Source organism: Klenkia brasiliensis (genome assembly GCF_900100695.1).
GTDB classification, from domain to species: Bacteria; Actinomycetota; Actinomycetes; order Mycobacteriales; family Geodermatophilaceae; genus Klenkia; species Klenkia brasiliensis.
Genome location: NZ_FNCF01000002.1, coordinates 493,553 through 515,593, shown reverse-complemented (window position 1 = coordinate 515,593; position 22,041 = coordinate 493,553). Strand labels below are relative to the sequence as shown.

General features: G+C 77.9%; 18 protein-coding genes. 13 read left to right on the top strand and 5 right to left on the bottom strand.

Annotation, left to right across the window (positions count from 1 at the left end; all coding sequences use genetic code 11):
- Positions 1-6 precede the first annotated feature (6 nt).
- Both pcaG and pcaH read right to left on the bottom strand, forming a co-directional pair.
- Positions 7-666 carry a protocatechuate 3,4-dioxygenase subunit alpha gene (pcaG, locus tag BLT39_RS06750; RefSeq protein ID WP_091060865.1) on the bottom strand — a complete coding sequence of 220 codons (660 nt, stop codon included), beginning with the start codon at positions 664-666 and terminating at the stop codon, positions 7-9.
- Entirely contained in the window at positions 666-1,406 is a 741-nt protein-coding gene (pcaH, locus tag BLT39_RS06745; protein WP_091060862.1) for a protocatechuate 3,4-dioxygenase subunit beta, read from the bottom strand. The genes pcaG and pcaH overlap by 1 nt, the downstream gene beginning before the upstream one ends.
- Before the next feature lie 103 nt (positions 1,407-1,509).
- Here pcaH and BLT39_RS06740 point away from each other — a divergent pair, with 103 nt between their 5' ends.
- The 6 genes from BLT39_RS06740 (at position 1,510) to BLT39_RS06720 (ending at position 6,062) form a co-directional block, all read left to right on the top strand.
- On the top strand, positions 1,510-2,274 hold the full coding sequence (locus BLT39_RS06740; RefSeq protein WP_242658213.1) for an IclR family transcriptional regulator: 765 nt from the start codon (positions 1,510-1,512) through the stop codon (positions 2,272-2,274).
- Positions 2,275-2,312: 38 nt separating this feature from the next.
- Positions 2,313-3,500 (top strand): 4-hydroxybenzoate 3-monooxygenase, encoded by a 1,188-nt coding sequence (locus BLT39_RS06735; RefSeq protein WP_091060853.1) that lies wholly within the window; start codon positions 2,313-2,315, stop codon positions 3,498-3,500.
- A gap of 192 nt (positions 3,501-3,692) precedes the next feature.
- Complete coding sequence (locus tag BLT39_RS22320) at positions 3,693-4,046, top strand: STAS domain-containing protein (protein WP_165640182.1); 354 nt, start codon at positions 3,693-3,695, stop codon at positions 4,044-4,046.
- A complete protein-coding gene (locus BLT39_RS06730) occupies positions 4,043-4,558 on the top strand; it encodes a GAF domain-containing protein (RefSeq protein ID WP_165640181.1) in 516 nt (171 codons plus the stop codon). Before BLT39_RS22320 ends, BLT39_RS06730 begins: the two co-directional genes overlap by 4 nt.
- Positions 4,555-5,304, top strand: a complete 750-nt coding sequence (locus tag BLT39_RS22315; protein ID WP_165640180.1) for a GAF domain-containing protein — start codon at positions 4,555-4,557, stop codon at positions 5,302-5,304. Before BLT39_RS06730 ends, BLT39_RS22315 begins: the two co-directional genes overlap by 4 nt.
- The gene (locus tag BLT39_RS06720; RefSeq protein WP_091060847.1) at positions 5,301-6,062 is read left to right on the top strand and encodes an ANTAR domain-containing protein; all 762 of its coding nucleotides are present in this window, start codon (positions 5,301-5,303) and stop codon (positions 6,060-6,062) included. The genes BLT39_RS22315 and BLT39_RS06720 overlap by 4 nt, the downstream gene beginning before the upstream one ends.
- Here BLT39_RS06720 and BLT39_RS06715 read toward each other — a convergent pair.
- A complete protein-coding gene (locus tag BLT39_RS06715) occupies positions 5,959-7,080 on the bottom strand; it encodes an ABC-2 transporter permease (RefSeq protein WP_109502114.1) in 1,122 nt (373 codons plus the stop codon). The genes BLT39_RS06720 and BLT39_RS06715 overlap by 104 nt on opposite strands.
- 53 nt (positions 7,081-7,133) lie before the next feature.
- Here BLT39_RS06715 and BLT39_RS06710 point away from each other — a divergent pair, with 53 nt between their 5' ends.
- The 3 genes from BLT39_RS06710 (at position 7,134) to BLT39_RS06700 (ending at position 8,560) form a co-directional block, all read left to right on the top strand.
- Entirely contained in the window at positions 7,134-7,745 is a 612-nt protein-coding gene (locus BLT39_RS06710; RefSeq protein WP_207507673.1) for a TetR/AcrR family transcriptional regulator, read from the top strand.
- Positions 7,742-8,227 carry an SSI family serine proteinase inhibitor gene (locus BLT39_RS06705; protein ID WP_091060842.1) on the top strand — a complete coding sequence of 162 codons (486 nt, stop codon included), beginning with the start codon at positions 7,742-7,744 and terminating at the stop codon, positions 8,225-8,227. The genes BLT39_RS06710 and BLT39_RS06705 overlap by 4 nt, the downstream gene beginning before the upstream one ends.
- A gap of 108 nt (positions 8,228-8,335) precedes the next feature.
- The gene (locus BLT39_RS06700) at positions 8,336-8,560 is read left to right on the top strand and encodes a hypothetical protein (protein WP_091060837.1); all 225 of its coding nucleotides are present in this window, start codon (positions 8,336-8,338) and stop codon (positions 8,558-8,560) included.
- A gap of 8 nt (positions 8,561-8,568) precedes the next feature.
- Here the strand turns inward: BLT39_RS06700 and BLT39_RS06695 are convergent, their stop codons facing one another.
- Positions 8,569-9,639 (bottom strand): hypothetical protein, encoded by a 1,071-nt coding sequence (locus BLT39_RS06695; RefSeq protein ID WP_091060833.1) that lies wholly within the window; start codon positions 9,637-9,639, stop codon positions 8,569-8,571.
- A 63-nt stretch (positions 9,640-9,702) separates the two neighbouring features.
- On the opposite strand from BLT39_RS06695, the gene BLT39_RS06690 reads away from it, so the two are divergent.
- The 4 genes from BLT39_RS06690 to BLT39_RS06675 are packed head-to-tail and all read left to right on the top strand — an operon-like array spanning position 9,703 to position 12,084.
- The gene (locus tag BLT39_RS06690; RefSeq protein ID WP_091060829.1) at positions 9,703-10,338 is read left to right on the top strand and encodes a hypothetical protein; all 636 of its coding nucleotides are present in this window, start codon (positions 9,703-9,705) and stop codon (positions 10,336-10,338) included.
- Positions 10,335-10,892: a hypothetical protein gene (locus BLT39_RS06685; protein WP_091060824.1), complete on the top strand. Its 558-nt coding sequence runs from the start codon at positions 10,335-10,337 to the stop codon at positions 10,890-10,892. The genes BLT39_RS06690 and BLT39_RS06685 overlap by 4 nt, the downstream gene beginning before the upstream one ends.
- The gene (locus BLT39_RS06680) at positions 10,889-11,503 is read left to right on the top strand and encodes a hypothetical protein (RefSeq protein WP_091060822.1); all 615 of its coding nucleotides are present in this window, start codon (positions 10,889-10,891) and stop codon (positions 11,501-11,503) included. The genes BLT39_RS06685 and BLT39_RS06680 overlap by 4 nt, the downstream gene beginning before the upstream one ends.
- On the top strand, positions 11,500-12,084 hold the full coding sequence (locus tag BLT39_RS06675; protein WP_091060819.1) for a hypothetical protein: 585 nt from the start codon (positions 11,500-11,502) through the stop codon (positions 12,082-12,084). Before BLT39_RS06680 ends, BLT39_RS06675 begins: the two co-directional genes overlap by 4 nt.
- A gap of 9 nt (positions 12,085-12,093) precedes the next feature.
- On the opposite strand, the gene BLT39_RS06670 is transcribed toward BLT39_RS06675, so the two are convergent.
- Positions 12,094-22,011 carry a WXG100-like domain-containing protein gene (locus BLT39_RS06670; protein WP_091060816.1) on the bottom strand — a complete coding sequence of 3,306 codons (9,918 nt, stop codon included), beginning with the start codon at positions 22,009-22,011 and terminating at the stop codon, positions 12,094-12,096.
- Between the last annotated feature and the right edge of the window lie 30 nt (positions 22,012-22,041).

Sequence of the window (22,041 nt, the reverse complement as noted above, 5' to 3'; positions counted from 1 at the left end):
CCGTGGTCAGACGGCGAAGAAGACGGTCTCGGCGTCGCCCTGCAGGTTGATGTCCAGCCGGTAGCCGTCCTCGGTGCGCCGCGCGACCAGCGTGCGCCGGCGGTCCTCCGGCAGCGCCGAGAGCACCGGGTCGGCGGCGTTGGCCTCAGCCTCGTCGGCGAAGTAGATGCGGGTGACCACCCGGTCGAGCAGGCCGCGGGCGAAGACGGAGACGTCGACGTGCGGGGCCTGCAGGCCGCCCTCGCCGTCGGGCACCGGGCCCGGCTTGAGCGTGCGGACGGCGAACTCCCCGCCCGGGGTGGCCGAGCGGCCGAAGCCGCGGAACCCCGGGGTCGAGGCGGAGCCGCGCGGGTCGCCGGGGTGGGCGAACCGGCCGTCGGGGTCGGCCTGCCAGGTCTCCACCACCGCGTCGGGGACGACGTCGCCGTTGCCGTCGCGGACCGTGCCGCGCAGCCAGACCTCCCCCGCCGTGCCGGGGGCGACCGCGTCGGCGCCGTCGGGCCAGGTCAGGCCGATGGCCAGGTAGGGGCCCACGGTCGCGCTGGGCGTGGTGCGCAGGGTCGGCGGCTCGTCGAGGAAGCCGGTGCCGCGGCGCGGGGTGCCCGGCCGCCGCTCGTTGGTCTCGTCCGCGTCGCGCACCAGCGGTGAGTCGTGCTCGAACCCCATCAGGCCACGTCCCCGTCGTCGTCGGTCTCGAAGGGCGTCTGGTCGGTGCCGCGCAGCACGATGTCCCACTCGAAGGCCAGCGCCCAGTCCGGCTGGGTGCGGCCCAGGTCGAACCCGGCGACCGCGCGGTGCCGGGCGGCCGGCGGGATGGCGTTGAAGATCGGGTCCTGGCCGAACAGCGGGTCGTCCGGGAAGTACATCTGCGTGACCAGCCGCTGGGTGAAGGCCTGGCCGAACAGCGAGAAGTGGATGTGCGCCGGCCGCCAGGCGTTGTGGTGGTTGCCCCACGGGTAGGCGCCGGGCTTGATCGTGGTGAACTCGTAGCGGCCCAGGGAGTCGGTGACCACGCGGCCCAGCCCGTCGAAGTGCGGGTCCAGCGGCGCGGGCCAGTTGTCGACCACGTGCCGGTAGCGGCCGGCCGCGTTGGCCTGCCAGATCTCCAGCAGCGCACCGGGCACGGGCCGGCCACCGCTGTCGAGCACCCGGCCGAACACGATGATCCGCTGGCCCTGCGCCTCGCCCCCGGCGCGCAGCGTGAGGTCGGCGTCCCCGGGGGTCACCCGGTCCTCGCCGAGCACCGGGCCGGTGACCTCGGTCAGCCGGTGCGGCAGGTCGACCGGGGTGCGCAGCGGCGCGCGCAGCGCGGTGGAGCGGTAGCCGTCGGAGGCGACGGGGGTGCGGTGGCCGTCCTCCTCGCGCAGGTAGCGCGGCAGCACCAGCCTGGATGTGGTCCCGGTCATGCCCGGGAACGTACGAGATCGCCGCGGCGTCTGGCACCCTGACCTTCCCGCTGGGTGGAAGGAGAGCCGGATGGCCGGAGGCGGCACCCGGGCAGGTCGGTCGGTGACCTCCCGGGCCCTCGGGGTGCTCGAGGCCTTCGACGTCGACCACCCGCGGCTGACCCTGTCCGAGATCGCCGCCCGCAGCGGCACCCCGCTCACCACGGCGCACCGGCTGCTGGCCGAGCTCACCTCCTGGGGCGCGCTGGCCCGCCGCGCCGACGGCCGCTACGAGATCGGCCGCCGGCTCTGGGACCTCGGCCTGCTGGCCCCGGTCCAGGCCGAGCTGCGCCAGGTGGCCAGCCCGTTCCTGCTCGACGTGCACACCGCCACCCGCGACACCGTGCACCTGGCCGTCCGCGACGGGTTGCACGCCCTCTACGTGGACCGGGTGTCGGGCCGGGAGTCGGTGCCGGTGGTCAGCCAGGTCGGCAGCCGGCTGCCGCTGCACGCGGTCGGGGTGGGCAAGGTGCTGCTGGCCGCCGCCCCGCCCGAGGTGGTGGAGCAGGCGCTGCAGGCCCTCGAGCGGCAGACCCGGCACACCGTCGTCGACCCGGTGCGGCTGGGCCGGGAGCTGGCCGAGGTGCGCCGGTCGGGGTCGGCCCGGACGTCGGAGGAGATGTCGCTGGGCGCGGCGTCGGTCGCCGTCCCGGTGACCGTGGAGCTGACCGACGGCCGGTCACCGGTGGCCGCCGCGCTGGGCATCGTCGTCCCCACGCACCGGGCCGAGCGCGACCTGCCCCGGCTGGTGCCGGTCCTGCAGGTGGCCGCCCGCGGCATCGGCCGCGCCCTGGCCCGCACGGAGGAATTCCGCTCAGCGGCAACCTGACCTCGCCGCTGGGACGTCACCGTGGTCACACTCCGGTCGTGCGTACTCAGGTGGGGATCATCGGGGCCGGACCGGCCGGGCTGCTGCTGTCGCGGCTCCTGCACGTGCAGGGGATCGACTCCGTCGTGCTGGAGAACCGCGACCGGGCCTACGTGGAGGCCCGCATCCGCGCCGGCATCCTGGAGAGCCACACCGTGCAGACGCTGCGCGACGTCGGCGTGGGCGACCGGCTCGACCGCGAGGGCCTGCACCACACCGGCATCCACCTGCAGATCCCGGGCGAGCGGGTGCACCTGGACTTCGAGGCGCTGTGCGGGCGCACCGTGTGGGTCTACGGCCAGACCGAGGTGGTCAAGGACCTGATCGCCACGCAGCTGGACGAGGGCCCGCCGCTGCTGTTCTGCGTCACCGACGTCCAGCCGCACGACGTGGACACCGACTCCCCGCGGATCACCTTCACCGACGCCGACGGGGTCGCGCAGGAGCTGCAGTGCGACGTCGTGGTCGGCGCCGACGGCTTCCACGGCGTCTCCCGGCCGCTGGTCACCGCGGCGACCGGCGGGAAGGTGTGGGAGCGGGTCTACCCCTTCTCCTGGCTGGGCATCCTGGCCGACGCCGCGCCGGCCACCGACGACCTCGTCTACGCCTGGCACCCCGACGGTTTCGCGCTGTACTCGATGCGCTCGCCCAGCGTGTCCCGGCTCTACGTGCAGGTCGACCCGACCGAGAAGATCGAGGACTGGTCCGACGAGCGCATCTGGGACGCCCTGGACGAGCGGCTGGGCCTGTCCGGCTGGTCGGTCAACCGGGGCCCGATCACCGAGAAGTCCATCCTGCCGATGCGGTCGTTCGTCTCCACCCCGATGCGGCACGGCCGGCTCTTCCTGGCCGGCGACGCCGCGCACATCGTGCCGCCCACCGGCGCCAAGGGTCTGAACCTGGCGGTGGCCGACGTGACGCTGCTGGCCACCGCCCTGGTCCGGCTGCTGCAGGAGAAGGAGACCGACCTGGTCGACGCCTACTCCGACACCGCGCTGCGCCGGATCTGGCGGTGCACCCACTTCTCCTGGTGGATGACCTCGATGCTGCACACCGTGTCGGCGGCGCAGGGCGGTGACGACTTCGACCACCAACTGCAGCTCTCCCAGCTGCGCCGGGTGTTCGCCTCCGAGGCCGCGCAGCGCGAGCTGGCGGAGAACTACACGGGCCTGCCGATCGAGCGGTGACGCGCCCGGCCCGGCGCTGCACAGCCGGGTGGCCCGCACTTCGTTCCGTGCGGCCGACCGTTCGCCCCGTGCGGTTGTCCATCGGCTGAATACGTAGAACAGTCGGTGCCGTTCCTGCAGAACCGCGGGGACGTACCACCCACCGCCCTGTGTCCGCGGTGACCTCATGGTCGACGACGGACGGAGCGCGCCGTGCTCACCACCCGACGACACCACCTGTCCACCTCCCGCCGACCGGTCGACGTGACGACCGGTCAGGTGGTCGTGCGCGTCAGCACACCCCTGGACGACGCCGCCGCGGCCCACCTCGCCGGCTGCCTGCGCCGGCGGGTCCGGCGCGGGGAGGTCGTGCTGGCCCGCCTGGAGGGCTGCGACTTCGTCAACGCCCGCGGCTTCCGCGCCCTGGTCCGGCTGCAGGGCGAGGTCGAGGACGCCGGCGGGCGGCTGCTGGTGCTGGACCCGCCGCGCTCCCTGCGGCTGGTCTGCCGCAGCTTCCCGGGGCGGCTCGAGCTGGTCCCGGCCACCTCGCCCGGGGCCGCCGCGTGAACGGCGCCGGCACCGCAGCGGTGGCGCGGCGGCTGGAGGACCTGGTCGACTCGGTCGCGGCCCTGCTCGAGGTCGAGTGCGTCGGCCTGCTGCTGCGCGACAGCGACGACCAGATGCGCACCGTCACCACCAGCGGCGCGGCCGCGGCCGCGCTCGAGCGCGCCCAGGCCGCCACGGGGGTGGGCCCGGGCCCGGACGTGCAGCGGGCCGGCATCCCGGTCGCCGTCCCCGACGTCCTCGCCGTCCCCGACTACGCCGGTCTGGTCCCGCTCGTCCGCGGCGACGGCGTGCGCGCCGTGCTGAGCGCACCGGTCGTGGCCGACGACGCCGTGATCGGCAACCTCAACGCGGTCGACGCCTGGCCGCACGGCTGGACCGACCGGCAGCAGGCCGCCCTGCAGACCTTCGCCGCCCTCGTCGCCGACCTGCTGCTGCTGTCCGCGGCCGGCCGCGGCCAGGACGTGGCCCACCTGACCGACCGACTCGCCGACCTGGACGGAGCCGCTTCGTGAGCGCCATCGACGCCGACACCCTCGCGCGCACCCTGCGCGACCTCGGCGAGGACCCCCGGGCCGCCGGGGAGGACCTGCTCAACGCCTCGCTGCAGCGGGTGGTGGACGCCTGCGCCGGCCTGTTCGACATCGCCGGCTGCGGCCTGATGCTCGCCGACGAGGACGGCGGGCTGCGCTACGTCGTGGCCACCGACGACACCAGCTGGGCGATCGAGGAGGCCCAGCTGACCACCGGCGAGGGCCCCTGCGTGGACTCCTTCGAGCAGGGCACCACGACCACCACCGGGGACGTGGCCGCCGACCAGCGGTGGCCGCGGTTCGGCGCGGCGCTGGCCCGGGCGGTCGAGGCGAGAACGGCGACCGGACCCATCGGCGGGCTGCTGGGCACCCCGCTGCGCCTGCACGGCACCGTGGTCGGCAGCCTGGACGTGCACCACTCGGCGCCGATGGGGTGGACCGGCGAGCAGGTCCGGGCGCTGGAGCGGTTCGGCCGGGTCGCCGAGACGATCCTGGCGGTCGGCGTGCAGGCCCACCAGGCCGGACGGCTGGCCGCCCAGCTGGACTACGCGATCGGCCACCGCGCGCCCATCGAGCGCGGCGTGGGCTACCTCATGGCCCGCGACGGCCTCGACCAACGCGACGCCTTCGCCGCGCTGCGCCGAGCCGCCCGGTCCTCCCGCCGGCCGATCGCCGACGTCGCCCGCGGCCTCACCCTGACGGGGCGCCTGCCCGGTGAGCCGTCGTGACCGCCGTCCTGCCGGCCGCCTCCCGCGCGGCCGCCTGCGCCGAGGATCAGCTGCCCGCGCTCACCCAGGCCCTGCTCGCCGAGCAGGTCGGGGCGCTGCCCGGGGCCGTGTCGGCGACCGTGGTGACCGTCGCCGGTCCCCGGCTGCGCCCCTGGGCCGGCGCCGGGCCCGCCGGGCCCGACGTCGACCGGCTGCAGGCGAAGGTCGGCCAGGGCCCGGCCTTCCCCGCGGCCGCCGACGCCTCGGGCCGGCCGGTGGTGAGCAACGACCTGTGGACCGACCAGCGGTGGCGGCTGCCGACCGCGCACGGCACCCCTCCGGTGCGCTCGGTCGTGGCCACCGCGCTGCCCGGCCCGGAGCGGGCCCGGGCCGTGCTCACCGTCTACGGCGCGGACGACGACCTGCTGGAGGCCGCGGCCGGGGGTGCGCTCGCCGACGTGGTGCCCGACCTCGCCGCCGCGGTCTGCGTGGTGCGGGCCCGCCTCGAGGTCGCCGACCTGCAGGTCGCGTTGACCACCAACCGCACCATCGGCGCGGCCATCGGCATCACCATGATCAGCCGGCGCCTGCCCTACCAGCAGGCCGCCGAGCTGCTGCGCATGCTGAGCAACCACACCAACACCCGGCTCGGCGAGCTGGCCGAGGAGATCCTGTTCACCGGGCTGGTGCCCGACCTGCCGGAGGCGCACCGGCCGCCCGGTCCCGGGTCGGCTCCGGGGTCGGCTCCGGGGTCGGCTCAGGGGTCGGCGCGGCGGTGATGCCCCGTCCGGCCCCGAGCAGGGTCGCCGCCGTGCCGACGACGGCGTAGGCGGCGAGCACCGCCACGGCCTGCCCGACGCCGGCCCCGTCGAAGTAGACGATGCCGCGGACGGCGCCGGTGCCCGCACCCGGCGGGAGCCACGGGCCGATGGCCGCCCAGAACGGCGGCAGCAACGGGGCGGGGTAGGCGCCGCCGGCGCTGGGGTTGCCCAGCACCACGAAGGCGAGGATGGCCAGCCCGATGCCGACCAGGCCGGTCCAGACCTGCAGGGCGGCGGTCGCGGCGCCCACGGCGAACACCAGCAGGGCGCCGAACAGGGTCAGCTCGAGCGTGTGCCCGCCGTCCAGGGCGCCGAGCACGGGGCCGGCGATGAGCGCGCCGCCCAGCCCGCTGACCAGCGCGTACAGGGCCAGCGCCACCAGCCGGGTGCCGGCGCGTCCGCGGGTGGCCGGCCGCGACCCGGCGCTCACCCCGATGATCGAGGCGACGAGGTACCCGCCGACCACCCAGCCGACGGCGAGGTAGAACGCGGACAGGCCGCGGGCGTCGCCGTCCCCGGCGGGCAGCACGTCCGTGGTGGTGAGGGTGCGCTGCTGGGCCGCGTCGGCCTGGGTGAGCACCTGCTCCAGGGCGGTGGCCACGGCGCCGCCCTCGGCGCCGGCCACCAGCAGGGTGTCCTGCGACCCGCTGCCCGCCAGCAGGACGCCGTCGACGTCGCGGTCGGCCAGGGCCTGCCGAGCGTCGTCCTCGCTGCCGTGGGCGGTGGCGTCCAGCGGGCGGCCGGGGAGCCCGTCCAGCTGGGCGACGAGCTGCTCGGCGGTCCCGGCGGGGGCACCGGCGGGGGCCACGACGGCGAGCGGGACCTCCCGCGGGACCGGGGCGTGGAAGGCCCCGACGTAGCTGAGCACGAAGCCCAACTGCAGCAGCAGGACGCCGACCACCAGGACGGCGGCGCGGCGGGTCACCCCCGGCAGCAGCTCCCGCCGCGGTGCCTCGTGCTGACCGTGTGCGCTCATCCCGACTCCTCGATACCGGTGCGTATCCGATACGGACCAGTATGCTCGTGGCCGTGACCGGGGCAAGGGGGACCGACGTGACGGTGCGCACCCGCCCGCGCCGCGACGAGGTGCGGGCGCGGGTGCTCGAGGCGGCGCGGGGGGTCTTCGCCGAGCGCGGGTTCGCCGGGGCCAGCACCGACCTGGTCGCCGCCGCGGCGGGTTTCACCAAGGGCGCGGTCTACTCCAACTTCGGCAGCAAGGACGACCTGTTCCTGGCGCTGATGACCGCCGAGGGCGCCGCCCGGGTCGCCGCCGTGGAGCAGGCGCTCGCCGGCACCACCGACCTGCCGGGCGCCCTAGCCGCCGTCGGCGCGCAGCTGTCCCGGCCCGACCCCGCCTGGCAGCTGCTCTACCTGGAGTTCTGGCAGCGGGCGGTGCGCGACCCCGCCGTCCGCACCGCGTTCACGGCCTCCCGGCGCGAGCTGCGCTCCCGGGTCGCCGCAGCCGTCGAGCGGTTCCTGGCCGAGCACCCCGTGCAGACCGGGTGGGATGCGGGCAGGCTGACCGTCGTGATCCTGGCGCTCACCCACGGCCTGGCCCTGGAGTCGCTGCCCGACCCGGGGGCCGTGCCCGACGACGTCCTGCCGCGCGTGCTGGCCGACCTCCTGGACGCCGCGCCGTGAGGCGGGCACTGCTGGCGGCGGGCGCGGTGCTGCTGCTGGCCGGGTGCGGCGGCGGGGACCCGACCTCCGCACCCGCGACGTCCTCCGGTCCGGCGTCCTCGGGTCCGACGTCCTCCTCCGCGCCGGGGACGACGACCGCGTCCCCGGGCGCACCCGCCGTCGGCGGCACCGCGCTCACCGTGGTCGTCGACCCCGACGGCAGCGGCGAGTCCGTCGTCGTCGGCACCCTGAGCTGCGACCCCACCGGCGGGGACGTGCCCGACCCGGACGCCGCCTGCGCCCAGGTCGCCGCCGTCGGCCCGGCCGGGTTCGCGGCCCCCGACCCCGGGGCGGTGTGCACCCAGCAGTTCGACGGCCCGCAGACCGCCACGGTCAGCGGCACGGTGGCCGGTCAACCGGTCGACGCCGCCTTCAGCCGCAGCGACGGCTGCGCGATCAGCCGCTGGGATGCGCTGTCGGAGCTGCTGTCCACCACCCGGTGACACCTGGGGCGGGTGGGACCAGGATTGGCACACTGTCCGCGACTGCGCGGTGATGTTCGGTGACATCTGTCGGGGCGACGGACCGGGCCGTCACCTAGCGTCGAGGTCATGATGTCGACGCTGGTGATCATCGGTGGTGTGCTCCTGGCACTGGTCGGGCTGCTCGCGCTGATCGTCAAGCTCAGCGCCCGCCCGGCGGACCGCCGCGGCACGACGACGGCATCGCGGTCGGCCGCGCGCACCCCCGGCTGGGTGGTCGACTCCGGGCAGCGGCACCCCGACGCCTGGGACCCGCTGTCCCAGACCAGCACCCACATCCGCGCCCAGCGCTAGGCCCGAGGTCAGCGGCCGCGCCGGGCCAGCTCCGCGTCGGCGGCGGCCAGCAGCGCGGCGTGCTGCTCGCGGCGCTCCTGCAGCACGGGGCGGCCGAACTCCGACTCCGGCGTCAGCAGCGGCACGGGGGTGCCGGTGCGCCGCCGGCCCGGGACGGCGTCGGCCCCGTCGGGGACGAGCGCGAACAACCGGTCCTGGACGTCCACCCCGGTGGCCGAGCGCGCCCGGAGCAGGAGCAGGGACCCGTCGTCGAGCCGCGCGGGGAGGTCCGGGCCCTCGCCGGGCGCCGGGGCCAGCCGCGTGCGCAGGGCGTGCAGGTCCCCGCCGCCGAGCCCCTCGGCCGGCACGTCCGCAGCCCGCACCGGGACGTCGACCGGCGCCCCGCAGCGCGGGCACGGGCCGTGCACCCGCCACCCCGGCCCGGTCTCGGCGACCAGCGGGTCCACCGCCCACGGCCACGGCGGCACCCCGCCGGGGCACGGGTGCGGCGCCAGCAGCGCCACCAGCACGGCCTCGTCGGCGTCCCGGGCGGCACGCGACCAGCGCAGCGCGACCCGGCGCGGCCAGGCCTGCGCCGAGGGCAGCAGGAGCAGCGGCCACGGCGCCCAGGCCACCGCCAGCGCGACGAAGGGCAGCACCATCGTCGGGTCGGTCGGCTCGCCGTCCAGGAGGACGTACTTCGCGAGGAACAGGCCGGTGACCACGCAGGCGATGGTGAGCAGCCGGGCGGGGAAGAAGCCCTCGGCGTAGGACCCCAGGTGCAGCACCCGCTTGGTGCCGCGGTGGGCCAGCGCGGCGAGCAGGACCAGCACCCCGCACAGCAGGGTCCCGCCGGCCAGCTTGCCCAGCAGCGGCCAGTCACCCCCGGCGATGCCCACCGCGCACCACCCGGCCACGGCCAGCAGGGCCAGCGGGACCAGGGCCAGCAGGGCCGTCGCGAGCAGGACCGGGAGCGGCGGGCGGACCCGGGCCAGGCCGCGCAGCACGGCGGCCGTGGTCGGCCCGGTGCCCTCGGGCGGACGGGCGGCCGCCAGCACCTTGCGGCTCTCCGTGAGCGGCGGCCGGCGCGGGGCGGTCATGCGGCCGAGGTTGGCACACGCGCCCCGGGCAGGCAGGGGCCCGGCGGCGATAGGGTCGCGGCGATGTCCGACGCCGCGCAGACCCCGTCGCCGGTGGAGCTGCTGCTGCCGCTCGGCCACTCCCTCGGCCTGGACGCCGACCGCGGGGCGGTGCAGGTGCGGCTGGGCGCCGACGTCGAGGAGCTGGGCCTGGCGGAGTTCGCGGTCTGGTCGCTGGCCCACGGCGACCCCGCGGGCGGCGATGCGCCCTGGGGCACGGCCGGGGTGCTGGCCGCGGCCGACCAGGCCGGGCTGGCCGGCGCCGAGGAGCACCTGGGGTCGCTGGTCGGGCGCGGCCTGCTGGCCCGGGTCGAGCCCGGCGGCCCGTCGGCGCGCGACCTCGCCGACCGGGTCCGGCTGCTGCCGTTGACCACCGGCCGGGGCAACACCGCCCAGCAGCCGCTGGTCTACCGGTTGGGCACCGCCGACCACCTGCTCGCCGTCGCCAGCTCCACGACCTACGACCTGGTCGCGTGGGCGCACCTGGAGACCAGCCTGTGGCGGGCGTGCGCGGCCGCGGCGGCCGTCGCGGCCCGGGCCGGTGCCACCGACCCCGGCCTGGTCGAGCCGGAGGAGCTGCTGACCGGCCTGCTCACCGCCCTGCACGCGCTGCTGGCCACCGGCGCCGTCTGCCTGGACACCTGGGGGGTGGCGGCGTGACGCTGCTGCTGCGCGTGGGCCACGCCCTCGGCCCCTTCCACCCCGCCCCCGGCGCCTTCGCCCGGCACCACGTCGTCCGGGTGGGCTGGGCGACCCCGAAGCTGCACGGCGAGGTGGAGCGCAGCACCTGGGAGCTCGCGGTCGGCGAGCCCGGCGACGCGCGGAACCCGGCGGTGGTCGACGCCCTGGTCGGGCGCGGCCTGCTGGTCCGGGTCGAGGACACCCCCGAGGCGCGGGGCGCGTTCGCCCGGGCCCACCGGGTGCAGCCCCTGGGCCTCGGCACGCTGGGCGGCGAGGACGGCGGGCGGGTGGTCGGCACCTGGGTCGCCCCCGTCGCGACCCTGGACCCGGAGGCCTTCGACATCTGGGCGTGGGCGCACCTGTTCCCCGACCTCGCCGCGGCCGCCGCGGGGCTGGCCGGCGCCTCCGCCGTCGCCGGCGACGACCCGGACGCCGTCCTGGAGCGGTTGGTCGCCCGGCTGCCGGAGCTGCTGGCCGCCGGCGTGCTCTACCTCGACGTGCCCCGGGACGCCGGGTCCGGACCACCGGCGTGAGGGTCGTCCCGCTCGGCCGCCGGCTCACGGTCGTCGACCTGTCCCTCTCCGGGCAGGCCGACCCGGCTGCGGTGCGCGGCTTCGTGCACGTGGACGGCGAGCAGCTCGAGCTGGGCGGTCCGGCCACCCTGCTGTGGGACGCCGCCCGGCGGTCGGGCGACCCCGTCGAGGTCGAGGCGCTCGCCCGCGGCTGGGGCCTGGACGACGCGGGCACGACGGCCGGCTGGGCGCAGCTGCGCGAGCTCGGCGCGGTCGCCGACCTCGAGGACACCCCGGACGGCCGGCGGGACTGGGCCGCCGCGCACACGCTGCACCCGCTGCAGCCCGGGCTCGGCGAGGTGCCGGGCCGGGCCGCGCTGCACCAGGTCGGCCTGCCCGGCCACCCGGTCGCGGAGCTGTCGCGCCCGCTGCGCGACGTGTGGGCCTGGGGCCCGCTGTTCGCCGACCTCTGGGCATCGGTGACCTGGCACGCCGCCGGGTACCTCGCCGCCGGCGTCGATGCACCGGGGGCCGTCGACGCCGACCTGCTGCTGGCCGACCTCGTCGAGTCGCTGCCGGCGCTGCTGTCGACCACGGCGGCCTACGTCGACCTCGCGGTCGGCCGGCCGTGACCGTCGTCCTCCCCGTCGGGTTCCGGCTGGGGCCCGAGACCGTGCCGGCGGCCGTCGCCGGGTCGGTGCGGCTCGGCTGGGCGCGGCACGCCCTGGACGAGGACGAGGCCCGGGTGTGGGACCTGGCGCACGGCCTGGCCGGCGACGACCCGCTCTGCGGGCACGACCTGCTGCTGGCCCACGCCGCCGCGGTCGGGGTGGCCGAGCCCGAGGCGGTCGTGGCGCGGCTGGCCGGGCGGTCGCTGCTGGTGCACGTCCCGCCGTCCGCCGACGACCTCGCCGACCTCGCCCGCCGGCTGGTGGCCCGCCCGCTGCTGGTGGGCATCGGCGCGGGCCGGGACCCGTCCACCCGGGCGCTCGGCCTGCCCGGCTGGCCGGTCCTGGAGCTCCCCCTCGCCACCGCGCTGCGCTGGGAGTCGACCGGCACGGCGGCCGACCTGCAGGAGGCCGCCGAGCTCGCCGCCGGCGCACTGGGTGACCCCGCGGCGGTGCGGGCCGCGCTCGCCGACGTGGTCGGTGACCTGCCGGTGCTGCTCAGCCACCACTGCGGCTACCTGGACCTGGCCGACCCCCGGGGCTGACCGGGCCGGTCAGCGGCGGGCCAGCACCTGGCGCAGCCGGCCCAGCAGGTCGGGCACCGGGCGCAGCCGCAACGCCGCGGTGGCCGCGGCTGCCTCGCCGGCCGGCAGCTGACGGGGACCGCGGCCGGGGACCAGCCGCGCCGGCCCGCCGCCCAGCGCCACGGGCAGCTCGGCGAGGCCGGGCTCCGGGCCGCCCCGCTCGCCGAGGACGACGGCGTCGTCGAGCTGGGCCGGGTCGGGCTGCAGCGCCGCCACGGCCTGCGCGGCGGCCTGCACCACCGCGGCGGGGACGCCCCACCAGAACGACCCGCCCGGCACCTCGGACAGCACCAGCACCGGCCGGCCGCCGCGCCCGGGGTCGACCCAGCGCACCAGCAGGTCGACCGAGGCGCCGCCGGGCGCGAGGACGGTGACCACGGCGGCGAGCGTGCGGCCCACGCCGCCCGACCAGACCTCGACGTCGACGACCGGGGCCGGTACGTCCGCGGGGAGAGCCGCGGCCGCCGAGGCCGGGGCGGGCGCCGGGGCCCGCGCCGGGGCCGGGGCGGGCGCCGGGGCCGGGGCGGCGGTGGGCGGCGGGGCGTAGGGCAGCGGCGGCCGGGCCGGGCGCGGCGCCGGCGGAGGGCTCGGGCGGGCCTCTGCCGTCGGGCGCGCCCCGGCCGGCGGGCGGGTCCCAGTCGACGGGTGCGTGGCGGCCGGCTCGGGGGCGGCCGGGGAACGGGGAGCTACCGGGTCGGGGCAGCGGCACAGCGCGCCGGGTGGGCACGGGCAGCCCTCCTCGGGCCACCAGCCGGTCGCGTTGCTGATGGTGCGCACCCAGCGCCAGAACTGCTCGCCCTCGAGGGCACCGGGGACCGCCGTCGTGCCGACCAGGGCCGCCGACACCGCGGCCAGCGCGGCGGGCAGTGCGGTGCGCCGGCGGGCGGCGTCCGGGCCGGGGTCCAGCAGGCCGAGCCGGCGGGCCTCGGCCACCACCTCCTGCACCCGGGCGGCCCGCTCGGGTGGAGACACGAGCTCGAGCACCTCGACCCGTCGGGCCAGCACCGCCTCGTCCAGCGGCGTGGTGTCCAGCGGCGTGGTGTCCACCGGCGTGGCGTCCGCCGGACCGGTGCGGTCCGGGTGGTCGGGGAGCCGGCCCAGCGCGGCCTCCACGGCGGCGACCACGGCCGCGGCGCGGTCCAGCAGCCGCTGCAGCAGGCCGGGCCGGTGGGCCCGCACGGCCCGCGCGTCCAGCTCGGCGCGGGCGTCCGCGAGGTCGGCGCGGGCGGCGTCGAGGTCGGCGCGGGCCCGGACCTCCGCGGCCTCCGCCGCCCGGTCGGCGGCGTCGGCGATCCGCGTCCAGCGGGTCCGCCGGGCATCGGCGGCCCGCGCGCGGGCGGCCTCGCGGTCGAACGCCGACCGCCCGGCGACCACCTCGCCGGCGGCCGCGGCCAGCGCCGCGACGGCGGCGGTGGCCGCGCCGGCCGCCGCGGCCGCCACCGGGACCACGGGGGCGGACAGGGCCTGCCACGCCGTGGGCGACAGGGCGTCGAGCGGGTTCAGCGGGGTGGTCACGGCGAGCACCGTCGCGGCGCCGCCGACGACCACGGTGACCGGACCCGCGACCCGGGCCAGTGCCGCCCCCAGCTGCGGCTTCCCGGCCGGGGTGGTCCGCGCGGGCGCCGTCGTCGGCGCGGGGGCCGACGGCGTTCGCGGCCCGCCGACCGGGTCGACGACCGCGGCAGCGGTGGGGGGCGGCGGCGCGGTCGCGGTCCGGCGCCGCCGGGCCGGTCGGGGTGCGCGCTGCTCGGCCAGCTCCGCCAGCGCGGCCTGCCGTCGCTCGTTCTCCGCGACCTGCCGCGCCAGGTCCGTCGCCGCGGCGTCGGCCGCGGCTGCCCGCTGCGCCCGGGCGGCGTCGAGGGCGGCGGCGGCCGCCGGGGACCACAGGCTGCCGGGTCGTTTGCCGGCCTGCTTGCCGACCGCGCTCGCCCGCTCGGCCAGGGCGGCGCTCACCGCCAGCGCGACCGGGCCGACCGCCAGCCCGACCGCCGGGGCGACGCCGAGGGTGGCTGCGCCCAGGACGGCAGCGGCCACCGACGGCAGCAGCGACCCGGCCAGCCCCTTGGCGAGGGCCCAGCGGGGGCCGGGCACCGCGCTGGGCAGCTCGTCGAGGGCGGCCAGCTGCAGCTGCAGGCCGGGTTCCAGGGCGGCTCGCCGGTGCGGCCAGCCCAGGGCGTCGGGGTCCGCGCCGGTCGTCGGCGGGCTCGCCAGCCCGAGGTCGACGGCCAGGGCGCGGGCCCGGGCCACGGCCGCGGTGCGGGCACGGCCCCGCGAGGCCTCCGCCGCGTCGACCGCCGCCTGCAGGTCGGCGACCCGGGCGCGGTCGGCCGCGCTGAGGTCGGCCGAGTCCAGCGGCCCGGTGCGGGGGCCGGGGGCCAGCTGGTCGCCGGCACCCGTCGTCGGGTCGGTGCTCGTCGGGTCGGTGCTCGTCGGGTCGGTGCTCGTCGGGTCGGTGGTGGTCGGCGGCGTGGTGGGCCGGGCCCCGGCCGCGACGTCGGCGAGGAGCGCGTCCAGCCGACGGGCGAGGCGGTCGGCCGCCCGGGTCTCCGCGGCCACCCGGGCCCCGTCCCGGTCGTCGGCGGCGGCCCGGGCGGCGTCCTCGGCCACCGCGCGGGCCCGCCGACGGGCCTCCTCGACCGCGGCGCGGCCCGCCTCCAGACCGGCCTTGTGCCGCGCCTGGGCGTGCTCGACAGCCGTGGTCACCCCGGCCGCGGCCACCGCGGCGACCAGAGACCCGACGGTGACGGCGCTGACCGCGACCGCGCCGAGCCCCGCGGCCACGGCGAACCCGACCCCGGCGACGGTGGCCACGACGAGCGGGCCGGTGAACGCCTTGCCCGCCCAGGCCCGCAACGCCGGGGTGGTCGCCCCGGGGACGTCGAGCTGGGCGGCCCGGTCGGGGTCGGTGCCCACGCGCGCGGCCCGCCCGGGACCAGTCGGCGGGGAGATGCCGGCCAGCCGCTGGCGCAGCGCACCGGCGACGGCGGCCACGGGTCGCGCAGGCACGGACCGGCCGGCGACGTCGGCCAGCGCGTCGAGGGCGGCGTCGGCGGTGGCGCGGTCGGCACCCGCCCGGCGCAGTGCGTCGGCGACGGCCCGGTCGTGGACGGCGACGGCGTCGGGGGGCAGCCCGCGGCGCACGTCGTCCACCGCGCGCACCAGCTCGGCCAGCCGGGCCAGCCGGCGGTCGGCGCGGGCGGCCGCGACCTGGCCCAGCACGGCGGCCGCGGCGCTGATGCCGGCGGTGACCACCCGCCCGGCGTCTCCCGTGGCGAGCCCCACGGCGACCGCGGTGCCGCCCGTGGCCACCGCTGCGGTGACCCCGCCGAGCCCCACCTTGACCACGGCGGCGCCGAGGCCGGGCAGGCCGCTGGGCAGCAGGGCCGGGTCGGCGGCCAGTGCGAGGACGGCGACGGCGGTGCGTGCGTCGGCGGGCAGGGCGGCGACGGTGGCCTCGACGTCCGGGGACCCGCCGGTGCGGGTGCCGTCGGCGGCGTACCGGCCCTCGTCGAGGCCCAGCAGCGGGAGCAGCTCCGCGGCCGCGGCGGCGGCCCGCCGCCGCACCCCGCGGTCGGGCGAGGTGACCTGCTCGGCCAGCCGCACCAGCTCGTCGGCGCGGACCGCGACGTCCGCCGGTCGAGCGGTCGCCGCCGGGCCGACGGCTCCCGCCCGGGCCGGGTCGCTCAGGTCTGCTGCATCCGCTCCCAGGCCTGGTCCAGGGTCTCCCGGGCGAGGTGCACCGGTCGCACCAGGTCGCCCCGCACCAGGAACAGCGGGGCCCCGCGCCGCGTCGTCGGCCGGGTCACCAGCCAGGCGTCCCGGAACGGGCTGGCCGCCCAGCTGCCCTCCGTCGCCTGGTCGTCGACCCCCGTCCGGCGGAGCACCGCCGCGACCGCTCCCTCCGGTGTGCCCGGTGTCCCGTCCTGCGCCAAGGTCCACTCCCTCCCAGGCGGCCCCGGGCCGCCGCACCACTGCTTCGCCGCGCCAGATCGCGTTCGGGTAGGACGGCGGCCACCCGGCCACCGTCCCGTCCTGGCCGTCCACCCACAGCACGCCGCGGTCGGTGACCACGGCGTTGAACCAGTGCCCACCGGCGTGCCCGCGGGGCAGGCCGGGCACGTGCCAGTCGACGCCCACGACGGCCACCGTGCCGACCGGGGCGCCGTCCAGCGCGCGGCCCAGGTCGGCCCAGGTGCGGGCGGTGAAGTCGCTGGTGTCGTCGACCGCCGGCCGGCCGTCCGGGTCGACCGGGGGCGCGGGGGCCACCGCCTGCGCCGCGGGCCGGTCCCCCGTCCACGCCCACATCTCGGCGTACTCGCCCAGCTGCGGGTCGCCCGACGCCGGCCGCACCGCCAACCCCTGGACGGCGTCGGCGACCCGGCGGGCGCAGTCGCCGCAGTTGTTCGCCCACTGCTCGGCCCCGGTGGCCCCGGGCGGGTGCTCGCCCAGGTGGGGGTTGACGGCCGGCACCCAGGCGGCGGGGTCCCCCTGCGCTGCCCGGTGCGCCGCGCGGAGCGCGGTCCCGACGTCGGTGCCGGGGGCGGTGTAGCGCCCCCGCTCCACGACGTCGCGGGGCACGCCGGTCTCGTCCTGCCCCGACTCCCAGGTCGGGGTCGTCGGCCGCTCGACGAGGTCCGTCGTCCCGTTCGGTGCACCGGTCGCCTGCAGGTACCGCACCGTGCCCGTGCGCAGGCCGTCCGCCAGCGCCGCGGCGGTCGGCCGCTGGTCCGGGTCGGCCGCCAGCGCGGCGGCCACCTGGCCCAGCGCCGTGTCCGGGTCGAGGGCCCCGGCCGGCCCGACCACGGCCAGCGCCCCGGCCACCCGGACGACGTCGTGGCCGGCGAACCGACCGAGCGGCTCGACCCCGGCACCGGGTCCCGCACCGAGCGCCGACCGGACGACGTCCTCCCCCGCGGTCAGGCCGTCGAGGGGTCCGTCAGGTCCGTCCGGCGCTGCTCCAGGTCGGTCAGCTCCGACCGGGGCGCCGTCCCCACGTAGACCCCCGGCCCGGCCTTGGTCAGCCCCAGGGACACCGCTTCGGGCTCGCTCCGGCCCAGGTACCCCAGTCGCAGGTCCCCCGACGGGGCCTCGCCCTCCACCCGGAACGGCGCCCCCCGCCACCGCGCGTACGTCGCCAGCCGGTACAGGACCACCTCGGTGCGCGGGAGCACCCGGGCCCACCGGCCCGTCAGCGTCGGGCTGAACCCCGGGTCCTCCTGGGTCTCGGCGAACACCTTCACCGAGCCCGGCGGCCGGCCCGTCGTCGCGGCCTCCCACGTGCGGCCCTGCCAGTCCGCGTACAGGCCGTCCGGCCGGGTCGGTTCCTCGGGCATCGGCGTCCTCCGTCGTGGGGGTCGTGCTGGTCTGCTGGAAGCGGGCTCCCTCGGGCGTCGGGAACCACTGCCCGTCCTCGTGGACGGCGAGCAGCGTCTCCCGGCCGTCGGCGCCGACCGCGTAGATCTCGGCGCCGTCGGGGAGCGGCAGGAAGTCGTCGGCGAGGAACTCGGGCACCCGCACGTCGGGGCTGGCGGTCAGGCCGTTGCCGGTGAACGGCGCGTCCCACCGGTCGCGCCCCCCGAGCTCGGGCGAGTAGGGCACGTGCAGCGGGCCCGCGGACTCGACCGGGAACCGGAGCACCGGGGTCGCGGAGTCGTCGGGGGCGTAGGGCGGCCGGCCGTTGCGCTCGACGTAGCCGGGGTCGTCGTACTCGAGCTGGAGTCCGTCGACGACCTCGGCCGGGGTGCGCAGGTCCTGCACGTCGGACAGCCGGGTGGTGAAGCCCTTGGCGCCCGCGGGGTCGAAGAGCACCCGGCCGTCGACGACCACCTGGGTGTTCGCGAGGTAGTTGCGCAGGTGCTCCCCGGTGAGCGCGCGCTGCACCAGGTCCCCGTCGGTGAGCACGACGGCGTCGCGGACCGCGCGCAGCACCGCCCGCTGGTCGGCGTCCAGCGAGGCCACCGGGGTGGTCCGCAGGGTGTCGTAGGCCTCGGGGGTGACCCCGGGCGGCAGGTAGGACGCCAGGTCGCGGTCGAAGGACGGCGGCAGGTCCAGCGAGGCGAGCGCGTAGGACGGCGTGACCCGGGCGCCGCCGGCGAGCTCCACCTGCCCGTCCGGTCCCGCGTTGACCGGCGGCTGTGGGGCCTCGGGGTCAGGACCGGCCGGCGCACCGGGTGCAGGTCGTCCGCCCCCGGTCCCGTCCGTCGGTGCGTCGGGCGTCAGCTCTGGATCGCGCCCCCCGACGGCCAGTCGCCCTCCCGCATCGCCCGCAGGGCGACCCGGCCGGCCACCTTCCCGCGCGTCCTCGGGTCCCCGTCCCCCGTCGACGGTGCTCCGGGGTCGCTGGGGTCCAGCGTGACCGTCCAGGGCAGCTCGTCCTGGTCGCTCCCCCACCGGTAGGTCACCGCCGACGGCGTCCGGGTCTCCAGCTTGTAGCGCAGCAGCAGCGCCATCGCGTGCACTCCAGGTGTCGGTGTTCTCGTAGGTGGCCTCGCGGCGGTTGCGGTACCAGGGGTGCTTGGCCTCGGCGTCCGCGTGGGCCTCGGGGTAGGTGGCCGTCGGGTTCCTGGCCATGTGGTCGGCCTCTGCCAGCTCGTGCAGCAGGAGCTCGACGTCGCGCGGGTCCGACAAGCTGGTGAGCCTCATCCACGTCTCGGCCATGTCCGGGTCGGGGGCGAACCGACCCATCTCGTAGGCGTCCGGGACGAGGTCCCCGTCGTCGTCGTAGACGCCCAGGCGGTGCTCGGCCTCGAAGACGTGCTGCTTGACCCGGGCGACCTCCTCCGTCGTGAACCCCGTGCGGCCGCCGCCCCGCTCCACCCCGGCGGTGGCCCGCACGATGTCGGCGACGTCGGAGGTGTCCGCCCGGATCGTGTCGTAGGCCGACTCCGCCCAGATCTCCGCCTGCAGGTCCGAGCGCGGTCGGACGGCACCTCCGGCCTGGACGTCGACGGTCGGCGTCTGCTGGTCCGCCGAGGTCTGCTGGTCGGCCGGTCCGGCGGGCGGGTTCCCCCTGTCGCTCCGCACCGGCCCGCCGGTGGGCGGTGGACCGGGCGGTCCCGGTGCGACGTCGCCGGGCGTGGTGCCCGTCGACGGGGTCGGGGAGGCGGCCGTGGACGGGACTTCGTCCACCTGGTCCGTGCTGCCGGGCGCCGCGTCGGTCGTCGGGGAGGCGTCGCTGCCCGGCGATGCGAGGGTGGTCGAGGGGCTGCCGGTGAGCAGCCCCGCAGAGGCGTCGGTGTGCAGGCCACCGTGGTGCGCGGCGCGCTGGCGAAGAAAAGTTTCGACGTCCGCGCGGCTCAGCTGCTCCGACGCCGGCAGACCGCTGTTCAACCTCTCCGTGAGGTCGGCGACGACGGCCTGGCTGTACGCGACCGCGTGGCCGTCCGGCGTGGCCGGTGCCGCGGTCCCGGTCGTCGCGGTCCCGGTGGGCGCGGTGCCGGTGGTCGCGGTGCCGGTGGTCGCGGGGCCGGTGGTCGCGGGGCCGGTGGTCGCGGGGCCGGTCGACGTGGTGTCCGTCGTCGTGGTGTTCGCCTGCGTCGGCGCCGACTGCGTCGTCGAACCCGAGTGCTGCTGCGACCGTGACGACTGCTGGGCGCCTGGTCCCTGCTGATTGGCCGACGCCTGCTGCGTCGCCGCCTGGTTGCCGGTGCCCTGCTGGGTCGAGGTGCCCTGCTGGGTGTTCGTCGCTTGCTGGGTGCCCGTCGTGTGCTGGGTGCCCGACGTCTGGGACGGCGACGTCTGCTGCGACGTCGAACCGGTCTGAGACGTCGACTGGTTGCCGGCGCCCTGCTGGCTCAAGGTGCCCTGCTGGCTCGAGGTGCCCTGCTGGCTCGAGGTGCCCTGCTGGCTCGAGGTGCCCTGCTGGGTCGAGGTGCCCTGCTGGGTGCCCGTCGCCTGCTGGGTGCCCGACGCCTGGGACGGCGACGTCTGCTGCGACGTCGCACCGGGCTGGGACGTCGCCGTCGACTGGTTGCCGGCGCCCTGCTGCGTCGACAGCCCCTGCTGGGTCGAGGTGCCCTGCTGGGTGCCCGTCGCCTGCTGGGTGCCCGACGCCTGGGACGGCGACGTCTGCTGCGACGTCGCACCGGGCTGGGACGTCGCCGTCGACTGGTTGCCGGCGCCCTGCTGCGTCGACAGCCCCTGCTGGGTCGAGGTGCCCTGCTGGGTGCCCGTCGCCTGCTGGGTGCCCGACGCCTGGGACGGCGACGTCTGCTGCGACGTCGCACCGGGCTGGGACGTCGCCGTCGACTGGTTGCCGGCGCCCTGCTGCGTCGACAGCCCCTGCTGGGTCGAGGTGCCCTGCTGGGTGCCCGACGTCTGCTGGGTGCCCGACGCCTGGGACGGCGAGGTCTGCTGCGACGTCGCACCCTGCTGGGACGTCGTCGTCGACTGGTTGCCGCCGCCCTGCTGCGTCGACGCCCCCTGCTGGCTGCCCGACGACGGCTGAGACGTCGAACCGGATTGGCTGGCCGCGGACTGCGACGAGGCGCCGCCCTGCGGAGCCGAGCTCTGCGCACCCGATGCCTGCCCGCCCGCGGACTGCGCCGAGGCCCCGCCCTGCGCCGAGGCCCCGCCCTGCGACGACGTCCCACCCGGCTGGCCCGCCGCACCCTGTGCACCCGCGGGCGCACCGCCGAGGGTTCCCGACGAGACCGGGGCGTTCGACGTGGCCCCGGCGTTCGACGACGCGGCCGCGGCGTCCAGCCGGCCCTGGGCCAGGTCGCCGCGGGCGACGGCGGCCGCGCCCTGGTCCAGCACCGCGTTGCCCAGGGCGTGCGTGGGCCGGGTGACGGCGGAGATGACCTCCACGCTGGTCGGGCTGATGGTGCCCGCCCGGCCGGCGCCGCCCAGCGCGGCGCCGAGGTAGCTCTCCCCCGACGGCCACGACCACTGGCCGTTGACCAGGCCGTTGGTCACGGTGCTCGCGACCGGCGAGGTGATGACGTTGTTGGCCGCGGCGTTGGCGGCGTTGGACGGCCACCGCCGGACGGCGTTGCCCAGCCCGGGCAGGTCGCCGACCGCGTCGCGGCCCATCCGGTTCAGCGGCAGGTTGCGCCCGGCCCGGCCGAGCAGCGGACCCACCACCCCGCCGCCGAGCGCCCCGCCGAAGGCACCGCCGGCGGCCGCGGTGGCGGTGCTGTTCCAGTTCCAGTCGTCCCGGGTGCCCATCCCCATCTGGATCGCCTGGGAGACGGAGTCGATCAGCACCTCCTCGAGGGTCTCCTCGACGACCTCGCGACCGACGTGCTGCACGACGTGGTTGGCGAGCACCCGCGAGACGGCGCCCCGGGCGACGGTCTCGGTGACCTCGGTGGCGACCTCCCGCGCCGCCGCCCGGGTGATCGCCTTGGTCGCGAACTGGCGGGCCACCGCGGCGGCGATCTTCTGGATGATCTGGCCGATCGCCGTCCGCGCGGTCGCCGCGATCGGGCCGAGGAGCCCACCGGTGGCCCCGCCGGTGAAGAACATGGCCAGCAGCGCGATGAAGGCCGCGATCACCGCCACCCAGAAGGCGACGTTGACCGAGATCTTGCCGAACTGGGTCTCGCGGGCGAAGCCGTCGGTCTGCCGCGCCATCGCCGTGGCGTTCTCGACCAACGCCGGGATGCCCGACTGCGGTGAGGCCACCAGCTGGGTGGCCAGGTCCTGGAAGACGTCGGCGGCGGGCGCGCTCCAGCCCGCCATCAGGCTGCCCGTGGCGTCGGTGAGCCCGCTGGAGGCGTCGGCCAGCTCCTGGGCGAGCGCCGACCACTCCTCGCTGATCGCCCACACCGCGGTCTCGCTGCCGTCGGGCCAGCTCTGACCGGACACGACCATCGAGACCAGGTCGACGAACCAGTCGGGCTGGTCGCCCACCTCCCAGGCAGGGGTGACGTCGCCGGAGCTCACGTCACCCCCCGCACCTGGTCGCGTCCCTCG

What these genes read in the sequence shown, in the direction of transcription:
- pcaG (WP_091060865.1), bottom strand. Translation starts at nt 666, where the DNA reads ATGGGGTTCGAGCACGACTCACCGCTGGTGCGCGACGCGGACGAGACC.
- pcaH (WP_091060862.1), bottom strand. Translation starts at nt 1,406, where the DNA reads ATGACCGGGACCACATCCAGGCTGGTGCTGCCGCGCTACCTGCGCGAG.
- BLT39_RS06715 (WP_109502114.1), bottom strand. Translation starts at nt 7,080, where the DNA reads ATGAGCGCACACGGTCAGCACGAGGCACCGCGGCGGGAGCTGCTGCCG.
- BLT39_RS06700 (WP_091060837.1), top strand. Translation starts at nt 8,336, where the DNA reads ATGATGTCGACGCTGGTGATCATCGGTGGTGTGCTCCTGGCACTGGTC.
- BLT39_RS06695 (WP_091060833.1), bottom strand. Translation starts at nt 9,639, where the DNA reads ATGACCGCCCCGCGCCGGCCGCCGCTCACGGAGAGCCGCAAGGTGCTG.
- BLT39_RS06690 (WP_091060829.1), top strand. Translation starts at nt 9,703, where the DNA reads ATGTCCGACGCCGCGCAGACCCCGTCGCCGGTGGAGCTGCTGCTGCCG.